General features: G+C 37.5%; 13 protein-coding genes and 7 pseudogenes. 16 read left to right on the top strand and 4 right to left on the bottom strand.

All coding sequences use genetic code 11. The features are described 5' to 3' along the window. Positions 1 to 181: 181 nt before the first annotated feature. The gene (locus JCM7501_RS11210) at positions 182 to 1,240 is read right to left on the bottom strand and encodes an NADP-dependent isopropanol dehydrogenase (RefSeq protein WP_012996081.1); all 1,059 of its coding nucleotides are present in this window, start codon (positions 1,238 to 1,240) and stop codon (positions 182 to 184) included. A 416-nt stretch (positions 1,241 to 1,656) separates the two neighbouring features. On the opposite strand from JCM7501_RS11210, the pseudogene JCM7501_RS16735 reads away from it, so the two are divergent. The 15 genes and pseudogenes from JCM7501_RS16735 to argH all read left to right on the top strand — a co-directional run. Continuing rightward, positions 1,657 to 2,165, top strand: a pseudogene (locus JCM7501_RS16735) (iron-containing alcohol dehydrogenase); the annotation flags it as partial. 39 nt (positions 2,166 to 2,204) lie between these two features. Then, on the top strand, positions 2,205 to 2,360 hold the full coding sequence (locus JCM7501_RS16730; protein ID WP_457921094.1) for a hypothetical protein: 156 nt from the start codon (positions 2,205 to 2,207) through the stop codon (positions 2,358 to 2,360). Between the two features lie 44 nt (positions 2,361 to 2,404). Then, complete coding sequence (locus tag JCM7501_RS16725) at positions 2,405 to 2,866, top strand: hypothetical protein (protein WP_457921093.1); 462 nt, start codon at positions 2,405 to 2,407, stop codon at positions 2,864 to 2,866. 498 nt (positions 2,867 to 3,364) lie between these two features. Continuing rightward, positions 3,365 to 3,598 (top strand): 4Fe-4S binding protein, encoded by a 234-nt coding sequence (locus tag JCM7501_RS15260; RefSeq protein WP_256201423.1) that lies wholly within the window; start codon positions 3,365 to 3,367, stop codon positions 3,596 to 3,598. Positions 3,599 to 3,642: 44 nt separating this feature from the next. Continuing rightward, the gene (locus tag JCM7501_RS15255; RefSeq protein WP_256201422.1) at positions 3,643 to 4,359 is read left to right on the top strand and encodes a [Fe-Fe] hydrogenase large subunit C-terminal domain-containing protein; all 717 of its coding nucleotides are present in this window, start codon (positions 3,643 to 3,645) and stop codon (positions 4,357 to 4,359) included. Beyond that, a complete protein-coding gene (locus JCM7501_RS15250; RefSeq protein WP_256201421.1) occupies positions 4,308 to 5,087 on the top strand; it encodes a (Fe-S)-binding protein in 780 nt (259 codons plus the stop codon). The genes JCM7501_RS15255 and JCM7501_RS15250 overlap by 52 nt, the downstream gene beginning before the upstream one ends. Beyond that, entirely contained in the window at positions 5,084 to 6,262 is a 1,179-nt protein-coding gene (locus tag JCM7501_RS11195; protein WP_012996078.1) for a PP2C family protein-serine/threonine phosphatase, read from the top strand. The genes JCM7501_RS15250 and JCM7501_RS11195 overlap by 4 nt, the downstream gene beginning before the upstream one ends. A 377-nt stretch (positions 6,263 to 6,639) precedes the next feature. Further along, positions 6,640 to 7,672: pseudogene (gene argC, locus JCM7501_RS11190) on the top strand (N-acetyl-gamma-glutamyl-phosphate reductase). A 46-nt stretch (positions 7,673 to 7,718) separates the two neighbouring features. Further along, positions 7,719 to 8,938 (top strand): annotated as a pseudogene (gene argJ, locus JCM7501_RS11185) (bifunctional glutamate N-acetyltransferase/amino-acid acetyltransferase ArgJ). Continuing rightward, positions 8,935 to 9,833, top strand: a pseudogene (gene argB, locus JCM7501_RS11180) (acetylglutamate kinase). Before argJ ends, argB begins: the two co-directional pseudogenes overlap by 4 nt. Next, a pseudogene (locus JCM7501_RS11175) lies at positions 9,820 to 11,003 on the top strand (acetylornithine transaminase). The pseudogenes argB and JCM7501_RS11175 overlap by 14 nt, the downstream one beginning before the upstream one ends. Before the next feature lies 1 nt (position 11,004). Beyond that, positions 11,005 to 12,074: pseudogene (gene carA / locus JCM7501_RS11170) on the top strand (glutamine-hydrolyzing carbamoyl-phosphate synthase small subunit). Next, positions 12,061 to 15,278, top strand: a pseudogene (gene carB, locus JCM7501_RS11165) (carbamoyl-phosphate synthase (glutamine-hydrolyzing) large subunit). The pseudogenes carA and carB overlap by 14 nt, the downstream one beginning before the upstream one ends. Before the next feature lie 13 nt (positions 15,279 to 15,291). Beyond that, positions 15,292 to 16,524 (top strand): argininosuccinate synthase, encoded by a 1,233-nt coding sequence (locus JCM7501_RS11160; protein WP_028992238.1) that lies wholly within the window; start codon positions 15,292 to 15,294, stop codon positions 16,522 to 16,524. Then, on the top strand, positions 16,505 to 17,821 hold the full coding sequence (gene argH / locus JCM7501_RS11155) for an argininosuccinate lyase (protein ID WP_028992237.1): 1,317 nt from the start codon (positions 16,505 to 16,507) through the stop codon (positions 17,819 to 17,821). Before JCM7501_RS11160 ends, argH begins: the two co-directional genes overlap by 20 nt. A 130-nt stretch (positions 17,822 to 17,951) precedes the next feature. Here argH and JCM7501_RS11150 read toward each other — a convergent pair whose 3' ends face one another. From JCM7501_RS11150 to JCM7501_RS11140, 3 genes are all read right to left on the bottom strand, one after another. Then, positions 17,952 to 18,221 carry an AbrB/MazE/SpoVT family DNA-binding domain-containing protein gene (locus tag JCM7501_RS11150; RefSeq protein WP_028992236.1) on the bottom strand — a complete coding sequence of 90 codons (270 nt, stop codon included), beginning with the start codon at positions 18,219 to 18,221 and terminating at the stop codon, positions 17,952 to 17,954. Between the two features lie 129 nt (positions 18,222 to 18,350). Further along, complete coding sequence (vapC, locus tag JCM7501_RS11145) at positions 18,351 to 18,749, bottom strand: type II toxin-antitoxin system VapC family toxin (protein WP_012996070.1); 399 nt, start codon at positions 18,747 to 18,749, stop codon at positions 18,351 to 18,353. Positions 18,750 to 18,751: 2 nt separating this feature from the next. Then, on the bottom strand, positions 18,752 to 18,946 hold the full coding sequence (locus JCM7501_RS11140) for a type II toxin-antitoxin system VapB family antitoxin (protein ID WP_012996069.1): 195 nt from the start codon (positions 18,944 to 18,946) through the stop codon (positions 18,752 to 18,754). Between the two features lie 211 nt (positions 18,947 to 19,157). On the opposite strand from JCM7501_RS11140, the gene JCM7501_RS11135 reads away from it, so the two are divergent. Beyond that, positions 19,158 to 19,343 (top strand): GntR family transcriptional regulator (locus JCM7501_RS11135; RefSeq protein ID WP_156202120.1); only part of this gene is annotated, 186 nt, incomplete at its 3' end.

Here is a 19,343-nt window from a genome sequence, read left to right as displayed (position 1 = left end):
TACTTTTAATAGTTGTTTATTCACTTTCGATGATATTATCAAGTGTTAATGGCGTAAAAATGTTGCGAAAATAAGTATTTTTTTGTTATTTTTTTACCAAAAATTTACTGGCTGATGTGCCACATAAAAACCGATATATTTAGCTTTATTAGCATAAAAATGGGGGACTAAGTCCCCATTTTTATGCTAATATTACAACAGGTTTGATTAGGTCTTTTGGTTTATCTTTCATCAGCATTAGAGCTTTTTCAATAGTATCAAATCCTCGGAAAACATGAGTGACGAGCTTAGAAGGATCGACACGCTTATAAAAAACAAGGTCAATCAGTCTTTCCATTCTTAGACGTCCACCGGGGCATAGCCCGCCTTTTATAGTTTTATGAGCCATGCCGCAACCCCATTCAAGACGAGGAACAGGCAAAACCTCTCCTTCGCCAAAATAATTTACATTAGCGATGGTGCCACCAGGTTTAACAATCTTAACTGCTGTAGCCATAATGTCAGCATTTCCTCCAGCGATGATGGCAGCATCGACACCTTTGCCTTTAGTTAAATCCATAATCTGACTTTCGATAGGACCATTTTTATAGTTTACAATATCAGTAGCTCCATAGTATTTTGCAGCATCTACACAAACTGGTCTACTGCCTACGGCAATAATTCTTCCGGCTCCACGCAATTTGGCACCAGCGACTGCCATAAGACCTACTGGGCCAATACCCAAAACTGCTACCGTCGCACCTAATTCTATATCTGCCAGTTCAGCTCCGTGAAAACCAGTGGTCATCATATCGGGAATCATAACTGCAGCTTCCAATGGAATTTCTTTAGGCAGATGTGCTAAATTCATATCAGCATCATTCACATGAAAAAATTCACCAAAAACACCATCTTTTACATTCGAAAATTTCCAGCCTGCCAGCATTCCACCGGAGTGCTGGTGATATCCTCTTTGTACTTCAGAGGTCCGCCAATCAGGGGTAATAGCTGGCACAACAACGCGATCACCAGGTTTAAAATCTTTTACCTCACTACCTACTTCAACTACTTCACCTACAGCTTCGTGACCGAGTATCATGTTATGTCTTTCGCCAATGGCGCCTTCAAAAACGGTATGAATGTCCGAAGTGCAAGGGGCCACAGCTAGAGGTCTTACAATAGCATCAAATGGGCCAGGAGCAGGCTTTTCCTTCTCAATCCAGCCAACTTTACCGATACTGAGCATTGCAAAACCTTTCATCATTAAAACACCTCCTAAAATACTGGGTAAGTCATTAATGTGAAAACTAGCTTACGCGATGATTGTTAAATTTTTTGCAATAATATAATAGCACATAGTTAAAAATTTATCAATAATTTATTCGGACATAGTTTAAAATTTCGTAGGGTTTTTTAAGTAAAAAAGAACTAGAGAAATCTCTTGTGATAAAATAGCATTTGCAAAAAACAAAATCACAGAAAGGGGTTGTCTATTGTTCAAAATCTAGAAAGCATCATACACAATTTGCAGTATTTATTTGTCAAGCAAAAAATACTCCAAATTTCAGTTGAAATTTTTTTCTTGGCTCTAAAAATAAATCAAAAGTTTAATATTGATTATTTTTTAACAAAATGTTATAATTAAATTGATACAAATTTTACAAGGAGGTAATTAAAATGTGGGAAACTAAAATAAATCCCACCAAGATTTTTGAACTTCGGGGCAAGAATACAACTTATTTTGGAATAGGTAGTATAAAGAAGATAGAAGACATTCTAGAAGCTCTAAAACATAAGGGTATCGATAATGTCATTTTTATAACCGGAAAGAATTCATACAGAGTCAGTGGAGCTTGGGATGTGATAGAACCGGCTCTAAATACACTCGGCTTTAAATATTCACTTTATGACAAGGTCGGACCTAATCCTACTGTTGACATGATCGATGAAGCGGCAAATTTGGCCGGGAAACTGGGGCGAAGGCTGTTATCGGCATTGGCGGTGGAAGTCCTATAGATACGGCAAAAAGTGTAGCTGTACTGCTGGAATACACTGATAAAAATGCAAGAGAACTTTATGAACTGAAATTCACGCCCGAAAAAGCTGCTCCTATTATAGCTATAAATCTTACTCATGGTACTGGTACGGAGGTAGACCGATTTGCAGTAGCTACAATTCCAGAAAAAAATTATAAGCCTGCAATAGCTTATGAGTGCCTTTATCCTATGTATGCTATAGATGATCCTGCTCTCATGATAAAGCTTGATAAAAAACAGACAATAGCTGTTACTATAGATGCTTTAAATCACGTTACTGAAGCTGCCACCACTCTTGTGACATCACCTTACAGTATTCTATTGGCGAAAGAGGCAGTGAGCTGATAGTTCGTTACCTACCTGTTGCTGTAAATGACCCTGAAAACCTTGTGGCTAGATACTATTTGCTTTATGCTTCTGCTATAGCTGGTATTTCTTTCGACAATGGTCTGTTGCACCTTACTCATGCACTGGAGCACCCACTAAGTGCAGTAAAACCTGAGATTGCTCACGGTATTGGGCTTGGTGCTATACTGCCTGCAGTGGTAAAAACTATTTATCCTGCTGTTGCAGAGGTGTTAGCTGATATATACAGTCCTATCGTGCCTGGACTAAAAGGACTGCCTGCTGAAGCAGAATATGTAGCTAAAAAGGTTGAAGAATGGCTCTTTAATATAGGATGCACCCAAAAACTTTCGGACTTTGGATTCACAAAAGAGGATGTCCCGACTCTGGTGAAGCTTGCTAAAATGACACCTTCTCTCGATGGATTGCTTTCTATTGCACCAGTGGAAGCCACTGAAGCTGTTATTGCCAAGATTTATGAAGAATCTCTTAACCCAATCTCTTAATCCAAAGGCTATTCTGATACAAAGAGCAAAAAAGTTCAACAATTAAAAAAACCCCACTTTTAGTAAATACGAAAAGTGGGGTTTTCATCTTTATGTATTAATTATTGCAAAAAACATAAAGATTTTATATTGGATATATGCCAATTCAATAAAGGTAAATTGCTAGTAAGTTTTTAACATACACATAGGTAATGAATTGTGTTATACCAAAAGTGAAATTGTTATAAAATTAACATCTTAGAGGCAAAGTTTATACTATACCCATATTTTAAGCTTACCAGTGAAGGTAAATGGTAGCATAATAAAAAAACACTGATATGAAAGAAGAAAGAAATAGCTCATTGCTTAACTTTAATATCCAGGAGTTTCCGATGGTTAAGATAACGGTTTTATGGAAAGTTCCTTAAGGTTGCCGATAAATATTTCGCTTCTATGACGCGCAGGAGGTGGCGAGGATTTAGAAGCTATAAAAAATAGTAAATGGGAGGAGGAATGATTTTGGATGTAATCAGTGTATCTAAGGCAAACTGCAAAAATTGCTACCGGTGCGTTAGGCATTGTCCTGTCAAAGCTATAAAAGTAGTTGGCGGTCAGGCGGAAGTTGTGGATAGCTTATGTATATACTGTGGAAGGTGTGTCATCGAATGCCCCCAGAATGCAAAGAAGGTACGGAACGACTTACATGCAGTAAAAGAGTTCATAAATGCCGGTGAAAAGGTTATAGCTCCATAGCTCCTTCTTACCCTGCTGTCTTTGACGTAACTTCTCCTCAGGAGATGTTTTCCATACTGAAGGCCCTAGGGTTTTATGGAGCTGAGGAAACAGCGGTGGGAGCTGAAATGGTATCTATGGAGTACCAGCATTTGATCAAAAAGGGGCATAAGGGTTCCATCATAACCACGGCTTGCCCGGTTGTAAAAAATCTGGTAGAGAAATACTATCCAGGACTTATAAGGAATCTAGCTCCGGTGGTTTCCCCGATGGTTGCTCATGCAAGGTCATTGAAGCAAAGATATGGGTTGGACATTAAAGTTGTTTTTATAGGTCCCTGCATTGCCAAAAAAGCTGAAGCCCTAGATAGGAGTGTTTTAGGGAATGTAGATGCAGTACTAACTTTTCAAGAGTTGGCCGATTGGGTAGATGAGAAAGCTTCCGAGGTAGCTGGAGTAGACTTAGGAGAGCAAGAAAATGTATTAGAACCTCTTATTGCCAGGAGTTATCCCTTGCCAGGGGGGCTTTTAAAGACTTCTTCAATGGAGGGTGACCTTTTGTCTCGAGAGGTCGTAGTCGTGGACGGTATAGAAAACTGTATGGAACTTTTAGATGCCCTGGATATGGGAAACGTAAGTGGTCGCATATTTGAGATGATGGCCTGTAGGGGTGGCTGTATCAATGGGCCTCGATGCCGTCTGACAGTTCCCTTTATGAAAGAAGGGAAAGGTTGCTTTCATTTATTGAAAATAATCAACAGCAGCAGGGATATGAGAATATAAAGGCTTCTGCAGCGGGTATTGACCTCAGTAGGTCTTTCGAGCCGAAGGCCTTTAACGCGCCTAGGCCAACCGAATCAGAGATAAGAGAAATACTGACTTCAATAGGCAAGACGACTCCAGAAAAAGAACTGAACTGCGGGGCATGCGGGTATCCTTCCTGCCGCAAAAAAGCCGAGGCCGTCTACCATGGAATGGCGGAGCCGGACATGTGCATCCCTTACATGAGGTCCAGGGCCGAATCTCTAGCCAACCTGATCATAGACCACACCCTGAACGGCATCATTCTGGTAGACAGTAATTTGAATATAAAGGAAATAAACAAAGCGGCGGAAAAAATGTTCGATGTTGAAAAAGAACAGGTCCAGGGGAAGCCCCTTTCGACTGTCATCGACGACAGGGATTTTGCCTGGGTATTGGCCAATAAAACTAACCTGCAGGATAAAAAGGTGAACTATCCCCGGAATTCTTTAACTACCCTCCAGACTATATGCTATATCGAGGAAGAGGACATGGTACTGGCGATTATTCAGGATATTACCGAACAGGAAAAGCAGAGGATGGAACTGGAAAGGGTTAGGGAGGAGACCCTGGAGAAGGCCCAGGAAGTAATAAACAGGCAGATGCGCGTGGCCCAGGAAATAGCGGGACTGCTGGGAGAGACGACGGCGGAGAGCAAGATGCTGCTCCTTAAGCTTATAGAACTGGTTAAAGGAAGGGAAGAAAAATGAAGGTCTTTGCTGAAGTGTTCACCAAAAGCCTTACCAAAAAAGGAGAAGAGCTGTGCGGGGACAGCGTTGAGGTTGTGCAATCCGAAGACGGCATAATTGCCGTAATGGCCGATGGCCTGGGGAGCGGGGTAAAGGCTAGTATACTTTCCACTCTTACCGTAAGGATTGCTTCTACCATGATAAAAAACAGGGCTTCCATAGAAGAAGTGGTCAGGACCCTGATTAATACTCTTCCTGTGTGCCGAGTCCGGCAGCTTGCTTACTCCACCTTTTCCATTCTCGAGATTAACGATGATGGAAAAGGAAGGCTTTTTGAATTTGATAATCCACCTGTGATTTACATCCGGGACGGAAAGGTTCTTAAGCTACCTTACAGGGAACTGAGGGTGGAAGACAGGAAGATTCTGGAGTACCGGTTTGAAGCCTTTCCGGGGGATAAAATATTCCTGGTAAGCGACGGAGTTATTCACGCAGGAGCAGGGGGTATCTTGAACCTGGGATGGCAGTGGCCTAATGTGGCCGAATACCTGCAGAGGCTTGACAGAAGGGGATGCTTCGTGTCGGAAATGGTGGACCAGCTGATCAAAACGTGTAGCCACCTTTATTCCAGTAATCCGGGGGACGATACCACGGTCTTGGGAGTAGGTTTGAGAAAGTCGGAGCTAATCACGGTACTAGTTGGCCCTCCTGAAGATAGGTCAAAGGATGCAGAAGTTGTGAAAAAACTTATCGACAGCGAAGGCAAAAAAGTGGTCTGCGGAGGTACTACTGCAAATATTGTTTCTAGGGAAACTGGAAGGAAGGTAGTCACAAATATGGACTATGCCGACCCGGCGATACCTCCCGTCGGTAGCATAGAGGGAATAGACCTCCTAACCGAAGGTTTGATAACTTTAAGTAGGTGTGTCGAGATACTGAGAAGTTTTGTAAACATATATTCCTTTTCTCCCCACTTTTTGGACGATATAAGAAAAAAGAAGGACGGAGCTTCAATATTGGCAGACCTGCTTGTCAATCGCTCCACTCATATCCGATTTCTGGTGGGGCGAGCGGTTAATCCCGCCCACCGGAATGCATACCTGCCGGAAGGCGCAAACGATAAACTCAAGGTAGTAGAAGAGCTGGCCCAAATTCTGAAAAAATGTGGCAAGAGAGTGTATATAGAACTTTATTAAATGAGAAAGAAGCGGTCCATGCTCAAGGCCGCTTTTTATATTTTTGCTGTTTTTGAGACATTTAAAAAGAATTTCACACATTTTAATTATACCAAACAAAAGGGAGGCAACCTCTACTCTTTTTTATTTTCTTCTTCAATGTTTTTGTAATTATTTTAAGTGATAAATATGTCCATATTATTCACAAATTTTTTTATGAAAAAGTCTTGAAAAATTTTTTTATGGTGGTATAATGTAAAATAAAAGTTGTATAATTATAAATTAAATATTGTATTTATGCATAAAAATATTTTTTTAACACCATATGCATAAATATAAATTATAGCGTATATATATTAAGTAACGGCAGAGGATATAAAAAGGGGGAGACACTTTAAATGGTGAAGGTAGGAATATTTGGAGCAACGGGTTATACGGGAGTCGAACTTATAAGAATACTTTCAAAACACGAAAAAGTAGAGATAAAATATCTTTCTTCTCAAAGTTATAATACCATAGCAATTTCGAATGTTTATTCATCCCTTCTTGGTTTTTGCGACAAAGTGCTGGAAGAGGTAGACTTCGAAAGGGCAATGTCGGAGTGTGATGTCATATTTACAGCTTTGCCTTCAGGTCATGCTTCAAAAATTGCCAGAGAAGCTGTAAAAAAAGGAATAAAAGTGATTGACTTAGGAGCTGACTTTAGATTTGACGATTATTCTATCTATAAAGAATGGTATAGTGGAGAGTATGATGGCTACGACGGGATTAAAAGAGTATATGGTCTCCCTGAAATTTATAGAGATGACATAAAAGAGGCTCAGGTTGTAGGAAATCCTGGATGTTATCCTACAAGCGTTATATTAGGGCTTATGCCTCTTTTGAAAAATGGCATAATAGAAGGAAGATAATTGTTGATTCAAAGTCAGGCGTATCAGGGCAGGTCGTAGTCCATCCCAAAACAATATATATGCAGAATGCAATGAAAACATAAAAGCGTATAATGTTGCAAAACACCGACATATTCCAGAGATGGAGCAAGAACTTTCAAAAATTTTTGGTGAAAGAGTATCTGTTGTGTTTACACCTCACCTTGCTCCCATGACAAGAGGAATTTTAAGTACCATGTATTGCAAATTAAAAAAAGATATAGATGTTAATACTGTTTATGACATTTATGCTGATTTTTATAAAAAAGAGTATTTTATAAAAGTGTTGAAACCTGGCCATTACCCCGCAACAAAAAGTGTTTATGGGTCAAATTTTTGTCACATAGGTTTTGAGGTTGATAAACGTACTAATACTTTGATAGTCATGTCTGCAATTGATAATCTCGTTAAAGGGGCGTCAGGCCAGGCAGTGCAAAACATGAATATTATGTTTGGAATACAGGAAAATACAGCACTTGATATTATTCCAATATATCCATAGATGAAAGATAAAAACACAAATAAAAAAGGATGTGGAGGATTTGATAATGGAAAAATTGGAGATTTTAGAAGGAAGCATAGAACTGCCGAAAGGCTTTTTAGCTTCGGGAATCTTTGCCGGGATTAAGAAAAGAAAAAAAGATGTTGCACTCATATATTCTGAAAAAGAGGCAAATGCATCAGCTGTATTTACAACGAATAAAGTTAAAGCGGCACCAGTCATTCTTGATATGGAAAGAATAAAAAAAGGAGTAGCACAGGCAATTGTTGTAAACAGTGGCAATGCCAATGCCTGTACAGGGGAAAAGGGGCTGGAAGATGCTATTAACATGGCAAAGAAAGTGTCACAACTTCTTAAAATAGATGAAAAAAATGTGCTGGTGTGTTCTACAGGTGTGATTGGAGTACCACTTCCTATGGAAAAAGTTTTAAAAGGGATTGAGGTTGCGGCAGAAACTCTTTCAACAGAGGTGGGTACCAAGCGGCTGAAGCTATAATGACAACAGATACTTTTTTAAAGGGCGTGACAGCCAAGCTTGTGATAGAGGGCAAAACTGTTACAATGACAGGGTTTGCAAAAGGGTCAGGCATGATACATCCGAATATGGCGACAATGCTTTCTTTTATACTTACAGATGCAAGTATAACAAAAACTGCATTAGACAAGGCTTTTAAGGAAACAGTAGAAAAAACTTATAACATGATCTCTGTTGACGGAGATATGAGCACAAATGATACAGCGATAATACTTGCAAATGGGGAAGCGCAAAACAAAACAATAGAAGAGGGGACTCATGAATTTGATATATTTTATAGAGCCTTAGAGCATGTGAATAAAACTCTTGCAAAACTTATTGTGAAGGATGGGGAAGGAGCAACTAAGTTCATGGAAGTAAATATTGTAAATGCAAAAAGTGAAAAAGATGCAAGGTTGGCTGCAAAGTCTATTGTAAACTCAAATCTTGTGAAGACAGCTATATTTGGTGAAGATGCAAACTGGGGAAGAATTCTTGCTGCAGTAGGGTATTCAGGAGCAGATTTTGACGTAAATAGAGTAGACATATATTTAAAAAGCCTGAAAGGAGAAATTAAAGTTTGTGAAAACGGAGGTTACATCTTTTTTGATGAGGCTTTAGCCAAAGAAATTTTAAAAGAAAAAGAAATTACTGTAACCGTAGATATGAAGGCCGGGGAATATAGCGGAACTGCGTGGGGGTGCGACTTAAGCTATGACTATGTAAAAATTAACGGGAGTTATAGAACATGATTAGAAGGCAAAAATATGGCGACGAAATCGCAAAAGCCAGGTTTTAATAGAAGCACTCCCATACATTAAAAAGTTCTCCGGCACGACAGTTGTAATAAAATACGGTGGAAGCGCAATGTTAGACTGCAATTTAAAAAAAATGGTAATGCAGGACATTGTATTGATGAAATTTGTAGGATTAAACCCTGTAGTCGTACATGGCGGGGGACCAGAAATAAACAAAATGCTGGAAAAGTTAGGTATAGAATCAAAGTTTGTAAATGGCTTGAGGGTTACTGATGAGGCCACAATGGAGATTGTTGAAATGGTGCTGACAGGCCGCATTAATAAGGAAATTGTATCATTAATCAATGGACTGGGAGGTCAGGCAATTGGCATAAGCGGAAAAGATGGTAAACTTCTAAAGGCGGAAAAAGATACCTCAAACGGTGACATAGGATACGTAGGAAAAATTGTAGATGTAAACATAGATGTAATAACAATGATGCTGGAAAAAGGCTATATACCTGTTATCGCACCGACATCTTTCGGAGATGACGGCAAAACATACAATGTAAATGCGGATACTGCAGCAGGGAAAATCGCAGAAGCATTAAAGGCTGAAAAGCTAATTTTACTTACAGATGTCGAAGGAATTCTATCAAATATAAATGATAAAAGTAGCCTAATATCCCGAATGGACTTAGAGCACGCAAAAGAATTTATGAATTCGGGACGCATAAACGGTGGAATGATACCAAAACTTGAATGTTGCATAAAAGCTGTTGAAAATGGCGTGAAAAGAGCTCACATCATTGACGGAAGGCTTACACATTCATTGCTTCTTGAAATTTTTACTGATGAAGGAATAGGTACTATGATAGGAAAGGAATGTTTTGACGATGATAACCTCTGAGGATAAGAAATATCTAATGAATACTTACAGCAGATACCCTATTACCCTGGTAGAGGGAAAAGGGACAAAAGTGTGGGATGACAAAGGAAATGTCTATCTGGATTTTATTGCAGGTATTGCAGTAAATTCACTGGGGCACTGTCATCCAGCATTAGTTAATGCTCTAAAAAATCAATCTGAAAAACTTATACACTGTTCTAATCTTTATTGGAATGAGAATCAGATAGAACTTGCAAAGATAATTGCGGAAAATTCCTTTGGAGGTAAAGTATTTTTTGCAAATAGTGGCGCAGAAGCAAATGAAGGTGCTATAAAACTTGCTAGAAAATATGCATCATTAAAGTACGGTGATAAAAGGTATAAGGTTATATCTGCAAAAATTCTTTTCATGGAAGAACTTTTGGGGCATTGACAGCGACAGGCCAAGAAAAGTATCACAAGGGTTTTGGACCACTTCTTTCTGGTTTTAAATATGTACCTTTTAATGATATTGACGCTCTTTATGAAGCAATTGATGATGAAGTATGTGCAATTATGTTGGAAGTAGTGCAAGGTGAGGGCGGTATTCATGAAGCTACACCGGAGTATATAAAGGCAGTAAGAGAAATATGTGACGAAAATGACATCCTCTTTATAATAGACGAAGTTCAGACAGGTATAGGAAGGACAGGAAAACTTTTTGGATATGAGCATTACGGTATAACTCCTGACATTATGACTTTGGCAAAGGGATTGGGAGGGGGGGTCCCAATAGGAGCTATTGTTGCGAAAGAAGATAAGTCAGTTTTTTCACCAGGAGACCATGCCTCCACATTTGGTGGAAGTCCTTTAGCTTGTGCTGCAGGGCTTGCGGTTATGAAGGAAGTAACAAAGGAAGGTTTTTTAGATAGTGTGATTCAAAAAGGTGAGTATTTTAAGAGTAAACTTGAAAATTTAAAGGAGAAATACAGTGTCATAAAAGAAGTAAGAGGAAAAGGTCTTATGATAGGATGTCAAATGGATATGGAAGAAGCAGGAGACATTGTGACAAAGGCAATGGAAAAAGGACTTCTCATAAATTGTATCAGCCACAATGTGTTAAGGTTTGTTCCTCCTCTTACTGTGACAGAAGAGGAAATAGATACTGCAATAATAATACTGAACGATGTATTTTGTGAAATGGGGTTTTAGTATGAAAGGTTATTTAAAGCTTGAGGATGGAAGCATATTTGAAGGCAAGTTAATAAGCAAAAACAAAAAAGGATATGGAGAAGTTGTTTTTACTACAGGGATGACAGGCTATCAAGAAGCTATAACGGACCCTTCCTATGCAGGCCAAATAGTTGTCATGACATACCCTTTAATAGGAAATTATGGTATTAACAAATACGACTTTCAATCAGAAAAACCTCATATAAGGGGATTTGTGATACGGGAATATTGTGATAAGCCTAGTAATTTCCAGAGTGAGAAGTCGCTTTTGAGCTATCTTGATGAGCACAACATACCGGTATTATCAGGTGTTGATACAAGGGCTTTGACAAAAAAACTTAGAGAAAATGGAACTATGAGAGGAATTATAACTTCTAACGCTGACGACAACATAGAATTTGACCAAACAAATCTTTTAGAAGAGGTCTCTACAAAAAGGTCATACCGTATAGCGGGCATTGGTCCAAAACTTGCCTTTATTGACCTTGGCACAAAAAAGAGCATTTTAAAAATGCTAAATTCAGTTGGATTTGACATTTATGTGCTTCCTTACAATGCAAGTTATGATGATGTTATGCAAATAAATCCCGATGCAATATTTCTTTCAAATGGACCGGGTGACCCTAAAGATGCAGTTTATGCAATAGAACTTACTAAACACTTTATAGGTATAAAACCTGTGCTGGGGATATGCCTAGGTCATCAGATAATAGCGCTCGCTCTTGGATGCAATACAGTAAAAATGAAATTCGGCCACAGAGGTGCAAATCAACCTGTTAAAGATTTGCTGACAAATAAAGACTATATAACTTCTCAAAACCACGGATACGCTGTTGAAGAGGAATCAATAGATAAAGACAAGATAACTGTTACCCATATAAACTTAAACGATGGAACAGTAGAAGCATTATGCATAAGTTTCTGCCAGTTTTTTCTGTACAATATCATCCTGAGGCATGTCCTGGACCCCGTGATTCAACAGATATTTTTGATAAATTCATGGATATAGTCATGGTTTACAAAAGGAGGTCTTATTTTGCCGAAGTATAAGGATATTAATAAGGTTCTGGTAATAGGCTCAGGCCCTATTATAATAGGGCAAGCCGCAGAATTTGATTATTCAGGAACCCAGGCCTGCAAATCCTTAAAAGAAGAAGGGCTGCAAGTTGTCTTAGTTAACAACAATCCAGCCACTATAATGACTGACACTGATATAGCAGACATTGTTTATATTGAAAATCCTACCGTTTGCGTGGTTGAAAAAATAATAGCGAAAGAAAAACCCGATGGAATTCTTGCTACTTTAGGAGGACAGACAGGGCTCAACCTTGCTGTCAAACTCAAAGAAGAAGGGATTTTGGACAAATACAATGTAAAACTTTTGGGAACTTCTTTTGAATCAATAAAAACTGCAGAAGACAGAGAGCTTTTTAAAAGAAAAATGCAGGAAATAGGGGAACCAGTTGCTGAAAGTGTCACCGTCACAAATATAGAGGATGCACTTAAATTTGCTAAAAATTACGGTTATCCTTTAATAATAAGACCTGCTTATACCCTTGGGGGTACAGGAGGTGGCATAGCCACAATGACGAAGAACTTATTTCGATTGTAAGTTTAGGTCTTAAAAAGAGTATGGTGGGAGAAGTACTTGTTGAAAAATCACTATACGGATGGAAAGAAATAGAGTTTGAGGTAATGAGGGATGCAGATGATAATTGCATTACCATATGCAGTATGGAAAATTTTGACCCTGTGGGTGTTCATACAGGAGATAGTATAGTTGTAGCGCCAGTGCAGACTTTGTCAGATTACGAGTATCAAATGTTAAGAAGTGCCAGCATAAAAATAATCAAAGCTTTGAAAATTGAAGGAGGATGTAATATTCAATTTGCACTTGACCCTGAGAGCCACAAATACTATGTTATAGAAGTAAATCCAAGGGTTAGTCGTTCAAGTGCACTGGCATCAAAAGCGACAGGTTATCCTATTGCAAAGGTTGCTGCAAAAATTGCAATAGGGCTTAGACTTGATGAAATAAAAAACCCGGTAACGGGTAAAACAACTGCATTTTTTGAACCCGCGCTGGATTATGTTGTAACAAAAATACCAAGATGGCCTTTTGACAAATTTTATACTACTGATAGAAAAATAGGTACCCAGATGAAGGCGACAGGAGAGGTAATGGCAATAGAAAGGTCTTTTGAAGCATCCCTCTTGAAGGCCGTAAGGTCATTAGAGATAAAAGCTTATGGTCTTCGATTAAACAATGTAAAAGCGATGAAAACAGAAGAAATATTAAAAGGAATATCAGTTCCTAATGATATGAGGCTGTTTTATATAGCAGAGGCTCTTCGCCGCGATGTAGATATTGATTATATAAACGAGGCTACAAAAATAGACAAATGGTTTTTAAACAAGCTTTTAAATATTGTAAATATGGAAAGAGAAGTAGAAAAAAGCGAGTTAAGTGAAGGAATTCTTAAAAAAGCGAAGAGAATGGGATTTTCAGATAGAGAGATTGCAACGATAAAGGGAATTAAAGAAGAAGATGTGAGAATGTTGAGAAAACAACATGGCATATATCCTTCCTATAAAATGGTAGATACCTGTGCAGCAGAGTTTGAGGCCGTCACACAATATATATATTCAACTTATGGTGAAGAAGATGAGGTTGAAATCCATGATATACCAAAAGTAATTGTGATAGGCTCTGGACCCATAAGAATTGGACAGGGAATTGAATTTGATTATTGTTCTGTTAAAGCATTGTGGGCTTTAAGAGAGGCTGGAATTAAATCCATCATAATAAACAACAATCCTGAAACTGTCAGCACAGACTTTGATACAGGTGACAGGTTGTACTTTGAGCCTATTACATTGGAGGATGTTTTAAACATATATGAAAAAGAAAAACCACTCGGCGTAATGGTAATGTTTGGCGGCCAGACAGCAATAAATCTTACAGAAGGGTTAGTCAAAAACGGAGTAAAAATATTAGGCACTTCCTATGAAAGCATTGATATAAGTGAAGACAGGGAAAAGTTCTCAAAACTTTTAAAAGAGCTAAACATCAATCAACCTAAAGGCGATTATGCCTTGACAGTAGAAGATGCAAAAGATATTGCGCTAAAACTTGGTTTTCCACTTCTTGTAAGGCCCTCGTATGTTATAGGTGGTCAATCTATGGAAAAAGTTAACACACTTCAAGAACTGATTGACTATGTAAAACATGCGACAGAAATATCTCCAGGCAAACCTATTTTAATAGATAAATATATAGATGGAAGAGAAGTAGAAATTGATGCGGTGTCAGATGGTGAGTGTGTGCTAATACCCGGAATAATGGAGCATATAGAAAGAGCTGGAGTACATTCAGGGGACAGTTTCTCAATATATCCTGCAAGAAATTTGTCTGAACGGGAGATAAACACTATTATCGAATACACGGAGAGGATTTCAAAAGCTTTAAATGTAAAAGGACTTATAAATATTCAATTTGCAGTAAAAGAAGGCACTGTATACGTGTTAGAAGTAAATCCCAGGGCTTCACGTACCGTACCTATTATGAGCAAAGCGACAGGTGTACCTCTGGTGAAACTGGCAGTAGAAATTGCAGTAGGTAAAAAATTAAAGGAATTAGGTTATAAAGGTGGTTTATGGCCTAAAGCTCCATACACGGTTGTGAAAGCTCCTGTATTTTCTATGGAAAAATTGACAGATGCTGAGGTTTCATTAGGACCTGAGATGAAATCAACAGGAGAAATTATGGGTATAGATTTAAGTTATGAAGGAGCTCTTTACAAAGCTTTAGAAGGAGCCGCTCTTAAAATACCTAAAAAAGGCAAGATTCTTCTTTCAATAGCGGAAAGAGATTTTCAAGAAGCAGTATCTTTAGTTGAAAAATTGCAGAGCTTAGGGTATGAAATATATGCAACATACAGGACAGGCAAGTATTTAAGTTTGATGGGTATTCATGTAAATATTATGGTTCTTGATAATGCAATAAAGCTGTTGAAAGACGGATATTTTGACACTGTAGTAAATACACCGACAAAAGGCAAAAAACCTGATAATATAGGATTTAAGTTAAGAAGAACTGCAGTAGAATACAGAATTCCTCTCTTTACATCTATAGATACTATAAAGGCGGCATTAAATGCTGTAGCAAAAGTAAATGTGAATGGTTTGTCTATTTTATCTATAAATGAATATGAAGAAATACAAAAGGGTAATGTTAAAAATTTGGTTTTATGAGGAGTGTTAAAAAATGTTAAAAGGTGAAAAAGTAGTTCTTGCTTATTCGGGAGGACTTGACACATCAGTAATTATACCGTGGCTTAAAGAAAACTACGAATGTGAAATAATTGCGGCTTGCATTGATGTAGGACAGGGGGAAGAGCTTAAATATATAAAAGATAAAGCTTTGGCAAGTGGTGCCAGCAAAGTGTATATTGAAGATGTAAAAGAAGAGTTTGTTAAAGATTATATATTTCCTACCTTAAAAGCTGGCGCTGTCTATGAGGGGAAATACCTTTTAGGTACTTCTATGGCAAGGCCTTTAATTGCCAAAAAACTTGTTGAGATTGCCCACAAAGAGGGTGCAAAGGCTATAGCTCATGGTGCAACAGGAAAGGGCAATGACCAGGTGAGGTTTGAGGTATCAATACATGCCCTTGACCCGTCAATAAAAATTATAGCACCATGGAGGATATGGGATTTAAAATCGAGGGAAGATGAAATAGACTATGCTAAAAAGAAAGGGATTCCGATCCCTGTTACTTATGAAAAAATATACAGCGTTGATAATAACTTGTGGCATATAAGTCATGAAGGTGGCGAACTTGAAAACCCCTGGAATGAGCCTAAAAGCGACCTTTACGATATAATCACCCCGCCTGACAAAGCCCCAGATAAGCCGGAATATGTGGTTATAGAATTTGAAAAAGGCATACCTATGAAAGTAAATGGCAAGGCTTTAGACCCTGTTAAATTAATAGAAGAATTAAACGTGATTGCAGGAAGAAATGGCGTGGGGATAGCTGACATTGTGGAAAACAGACTTGTGGGAATGAAGTCTCGCGGTGTTTATGAAACACCTGCAGGGACACTGCTTTACGCTGCTCACAAAGAACTTGAATATCTTGTACTTGATAAGGAAACAATGAGGTTTAAAGATCTAGTTTCACAGAAATATGCAGACCTTGTTTACAACGGTTTGTGGTTTTCTCCTCTTAAAGCTGCGCTAGACGCTTTTGTGGAGGAAACGCAAAAAAATGTTACAGGTGTTGTGAGGCTAAAACTTTATAAAGGAAATGTCATAAACGCAGGGGTAAAATCTCCTTATTCTCTCTACAATGAAGAGTTTGCGACTTTTGGCAAAGATGAAGTCTACAACCAAAAAGACGCAGAAGGATTTATAAATCTCTTTGGACTTTCTTTAAAAATTAAAGCGTTGATGGAAATGGAGAGGAAGGATATGAATGAAGCTGTGGGGAGGTAGGTTTAAAAGCGAGACGGACAAACTAATGGAGGAGTTTAATTCCTCCATTTCTTTTGATATCAGGCTTTTAAAGCATGACATATTAGGCTCAATTGCCCATGCCAAAGGGCTTTATAAAGCCGGGGTGTTGACAGAGGAGGAGCTTAATTTAATAGAAAAAGGGTTAAAGGAAATTCTTGATGAAATAAATGTAGGAGAGATACCAAATGATGAAGATGTTCATTCTTATGTTGAAAGGCTTTTAACTGAGAAAATAGGCAATACAGGGCGTAAACTTCATACGGGAAGAAGCCGAAACGATCAGATAGCGACGGATGAAAGGCTTTATTTGAGAGATGAGATAAACGAAATAAAAGAGGATTTAAGTAAACTTATTGATACCTTAAAAGAAATGGCTGGAACTTATAAAGAAGCGATTATGCCGGGATATACGCATTTGCAAAGGGCACAGCCTGTGACTTTTGGGCATCATTTGCTTGCCTATGTTGAAATGTTTAAAAGAGATTTATCAAGGCTTGAGGATATGGTGAAAAGAGTCAATGTAATGCCTTTAGGCTCTGGTGCACTTGCGGGTACCACCTTTGATATTGATAGAAAATACGTGGCATCTCTTTTAGGGTTCGATGATATAACTTTAAACAGTATGGACGGTGTAAGCGATAGAGACTTTGTAATAGAATTTTTAAGCTTTGCCTCTATTACGATGATGCATTTAAGTAGATTTTGTGAAGAATTGATTTTGTGGTCTACAAAAGAATTTGATTTTATTGAGATGGACGATAGATTCTCAACAGGAAGCAGTATGATGCCACAAAAGAAAAACCCTGATGCAGCAGAACTTATAAGAGGCAAAACCGGCAGGGTTTACGGCGATTTGATTACAATACTTACTGTGATGAAAGGACTCCCTCTTGCATATAACAAAGACATGCAGGAGGATAAAGAGGCCTTGTTTGATGGAATAGACACTTTAAAAATGTCTTTGAAAGTATTTATTGAGATGATAAAGACAATTAAAGTAAAAACTGACAAGATGGAAAAAGCTGCAAAATATGGTTATATGAATGCTACAGATTTTGCAGACTATCTTGTACAAAAAGGCATTCCTTTTAGGACCGCCCATGAAATTGCAGGCAAAGTAGTTTTATATGCATTAGAACGAAATTTAGCTATTGAAGATTTATCACTTGAAGAACTTAAAAAATTCAGCGATGTGATAGAAAAAGATGTATATGAAGCGATAGATATAAAAAATATTTTAAAAAAGAGAAAAACAATAGGTTCACCCAAAATATAGCTTGAAAAAGCCTATGCATGACTTTTGCATAGGCTTTTTCAAGGGTTTTTGAGCGTTTTATCATGTTCTCCAATATTACGCAAAAGAATATCATCTTTGTAATATTGCCATGTCATTCGAATGTTCATTGTTATACTAGCCTCAAGTAAAGCCCCAATTCTTTAAATAACTCTTCTTTTGAATCAGAAGTCTTAACTTTTCCTTCTTTGATGTTTTTATCAACAATTGCTTCTTCTCTTTGCCATTCTGGAGAATAAAACCATAATTGTTCCTTAGGCATTGCTACAACAGGAGTAATTACAATTTTCCCATCTATTTCTTCTATTTTTAACAAATCTTCAGGTTGTAGATTCAATTTTTTAACTAACTTACTTGGAATTGTAGCTTGAAATTTCCTTATTTAATTTCACAAACATTATTATCTCCTCATAAAGTTTAAAATTCTAACTTTCTAAATTATATTTCAACCATATACTTTTTTCAATGAAAAATCAAGGTTGGCATTTACCAAGAAATTGACTCTTGCTTTTTAGTATTCTTTTAATCTCTTATCAACTTGCGCGATTAGTGAAAAATCTCTGTCATCATGCAGCAAGTACAGATTGTTTTCGATAGCTGTCTCTGCTATGAGCAAGTCTATAGTGCTTTTGATAGTAATTCCTTTTTTTCTGCACTTGAAATATAGTTTTGCGGCATTTTCATAAGATTTGATGCCATGTTTTAAATTGTAGAATTTTTGAGTTCCTAGGTATTCTTTAAGTAAATTAAATTCTTTTTCCGTTTTGGCACCTTGCAGTATTTCTTGATAGATGAAGTTGTTAATTCCAAAAGGAATATTGTTCTGTATTGCCTCTTCAAACTTTTTTACCTTTTCATTTTCTATGCCTTTAAGAAAGGCTATTAAAATGGATGTATCTACTAAAATCATTTTCATTCCCTCATCTTTTTGTAGTCATAATCCTCATCAAACTGTATTTTGCCTTTTAACTCCATTAGATTTTTCCTTTTTCTGCTTTCCACAAATTCTTTTAGAGCCAAATTAACGACTTCTTTTTTAGTTTTTAATCCAGAAAGTTTTAAGGCCTCTTTAATGAGGCTTTCATCTATAACTATGTTCGTCCTCATTTTATACACCTCCTAATGTGTATTATAATACACATAAATTTTTAGTTCAATATTATATTCCCCTATCGTTAATATTTTTCTCTTCAATTTATAGTGGTCTTATTATAGATATTTATGTCCTAGGCAAATTTTAATGACGATATTGACAAAACCGTCATTACTGTATATAATGTACATATACAGTAATAACACAAAGGAGAGATTTCAGGAAATGAACATTATTATTTCTAATTCATCGGAAGAGCCCATATATGAACAAATTGTCAGACAAATCAAAGAAGCAATCTTAAAGGGTGAACTTGAAGAGGGAGAACTGCTTCCGTCTATTAGGAATTTGGCAAAAGAGCTGCAGATAAGTGTAATTACGACAAAAAGGGCTTATGATGAACTTGAAAAA

This window comes from Thermoanaerobacter thermocopriae JCM 7501 (assembly GCF_001310975.1).
In the GTDB taxonomy this organism is placed as follows: Bacteria; Bacillota; Thermoanaerobacteria; order Thermoanaerobacterales; family Thermoanaerobacteraceae; genus Thermoanaerobacter; species Thermoanaerobacter thermocopriae.
Note: the sequence above shows the minus strand (reverse complement) of the source record. Positions and strands in the feature narration are given on the sequence as shown.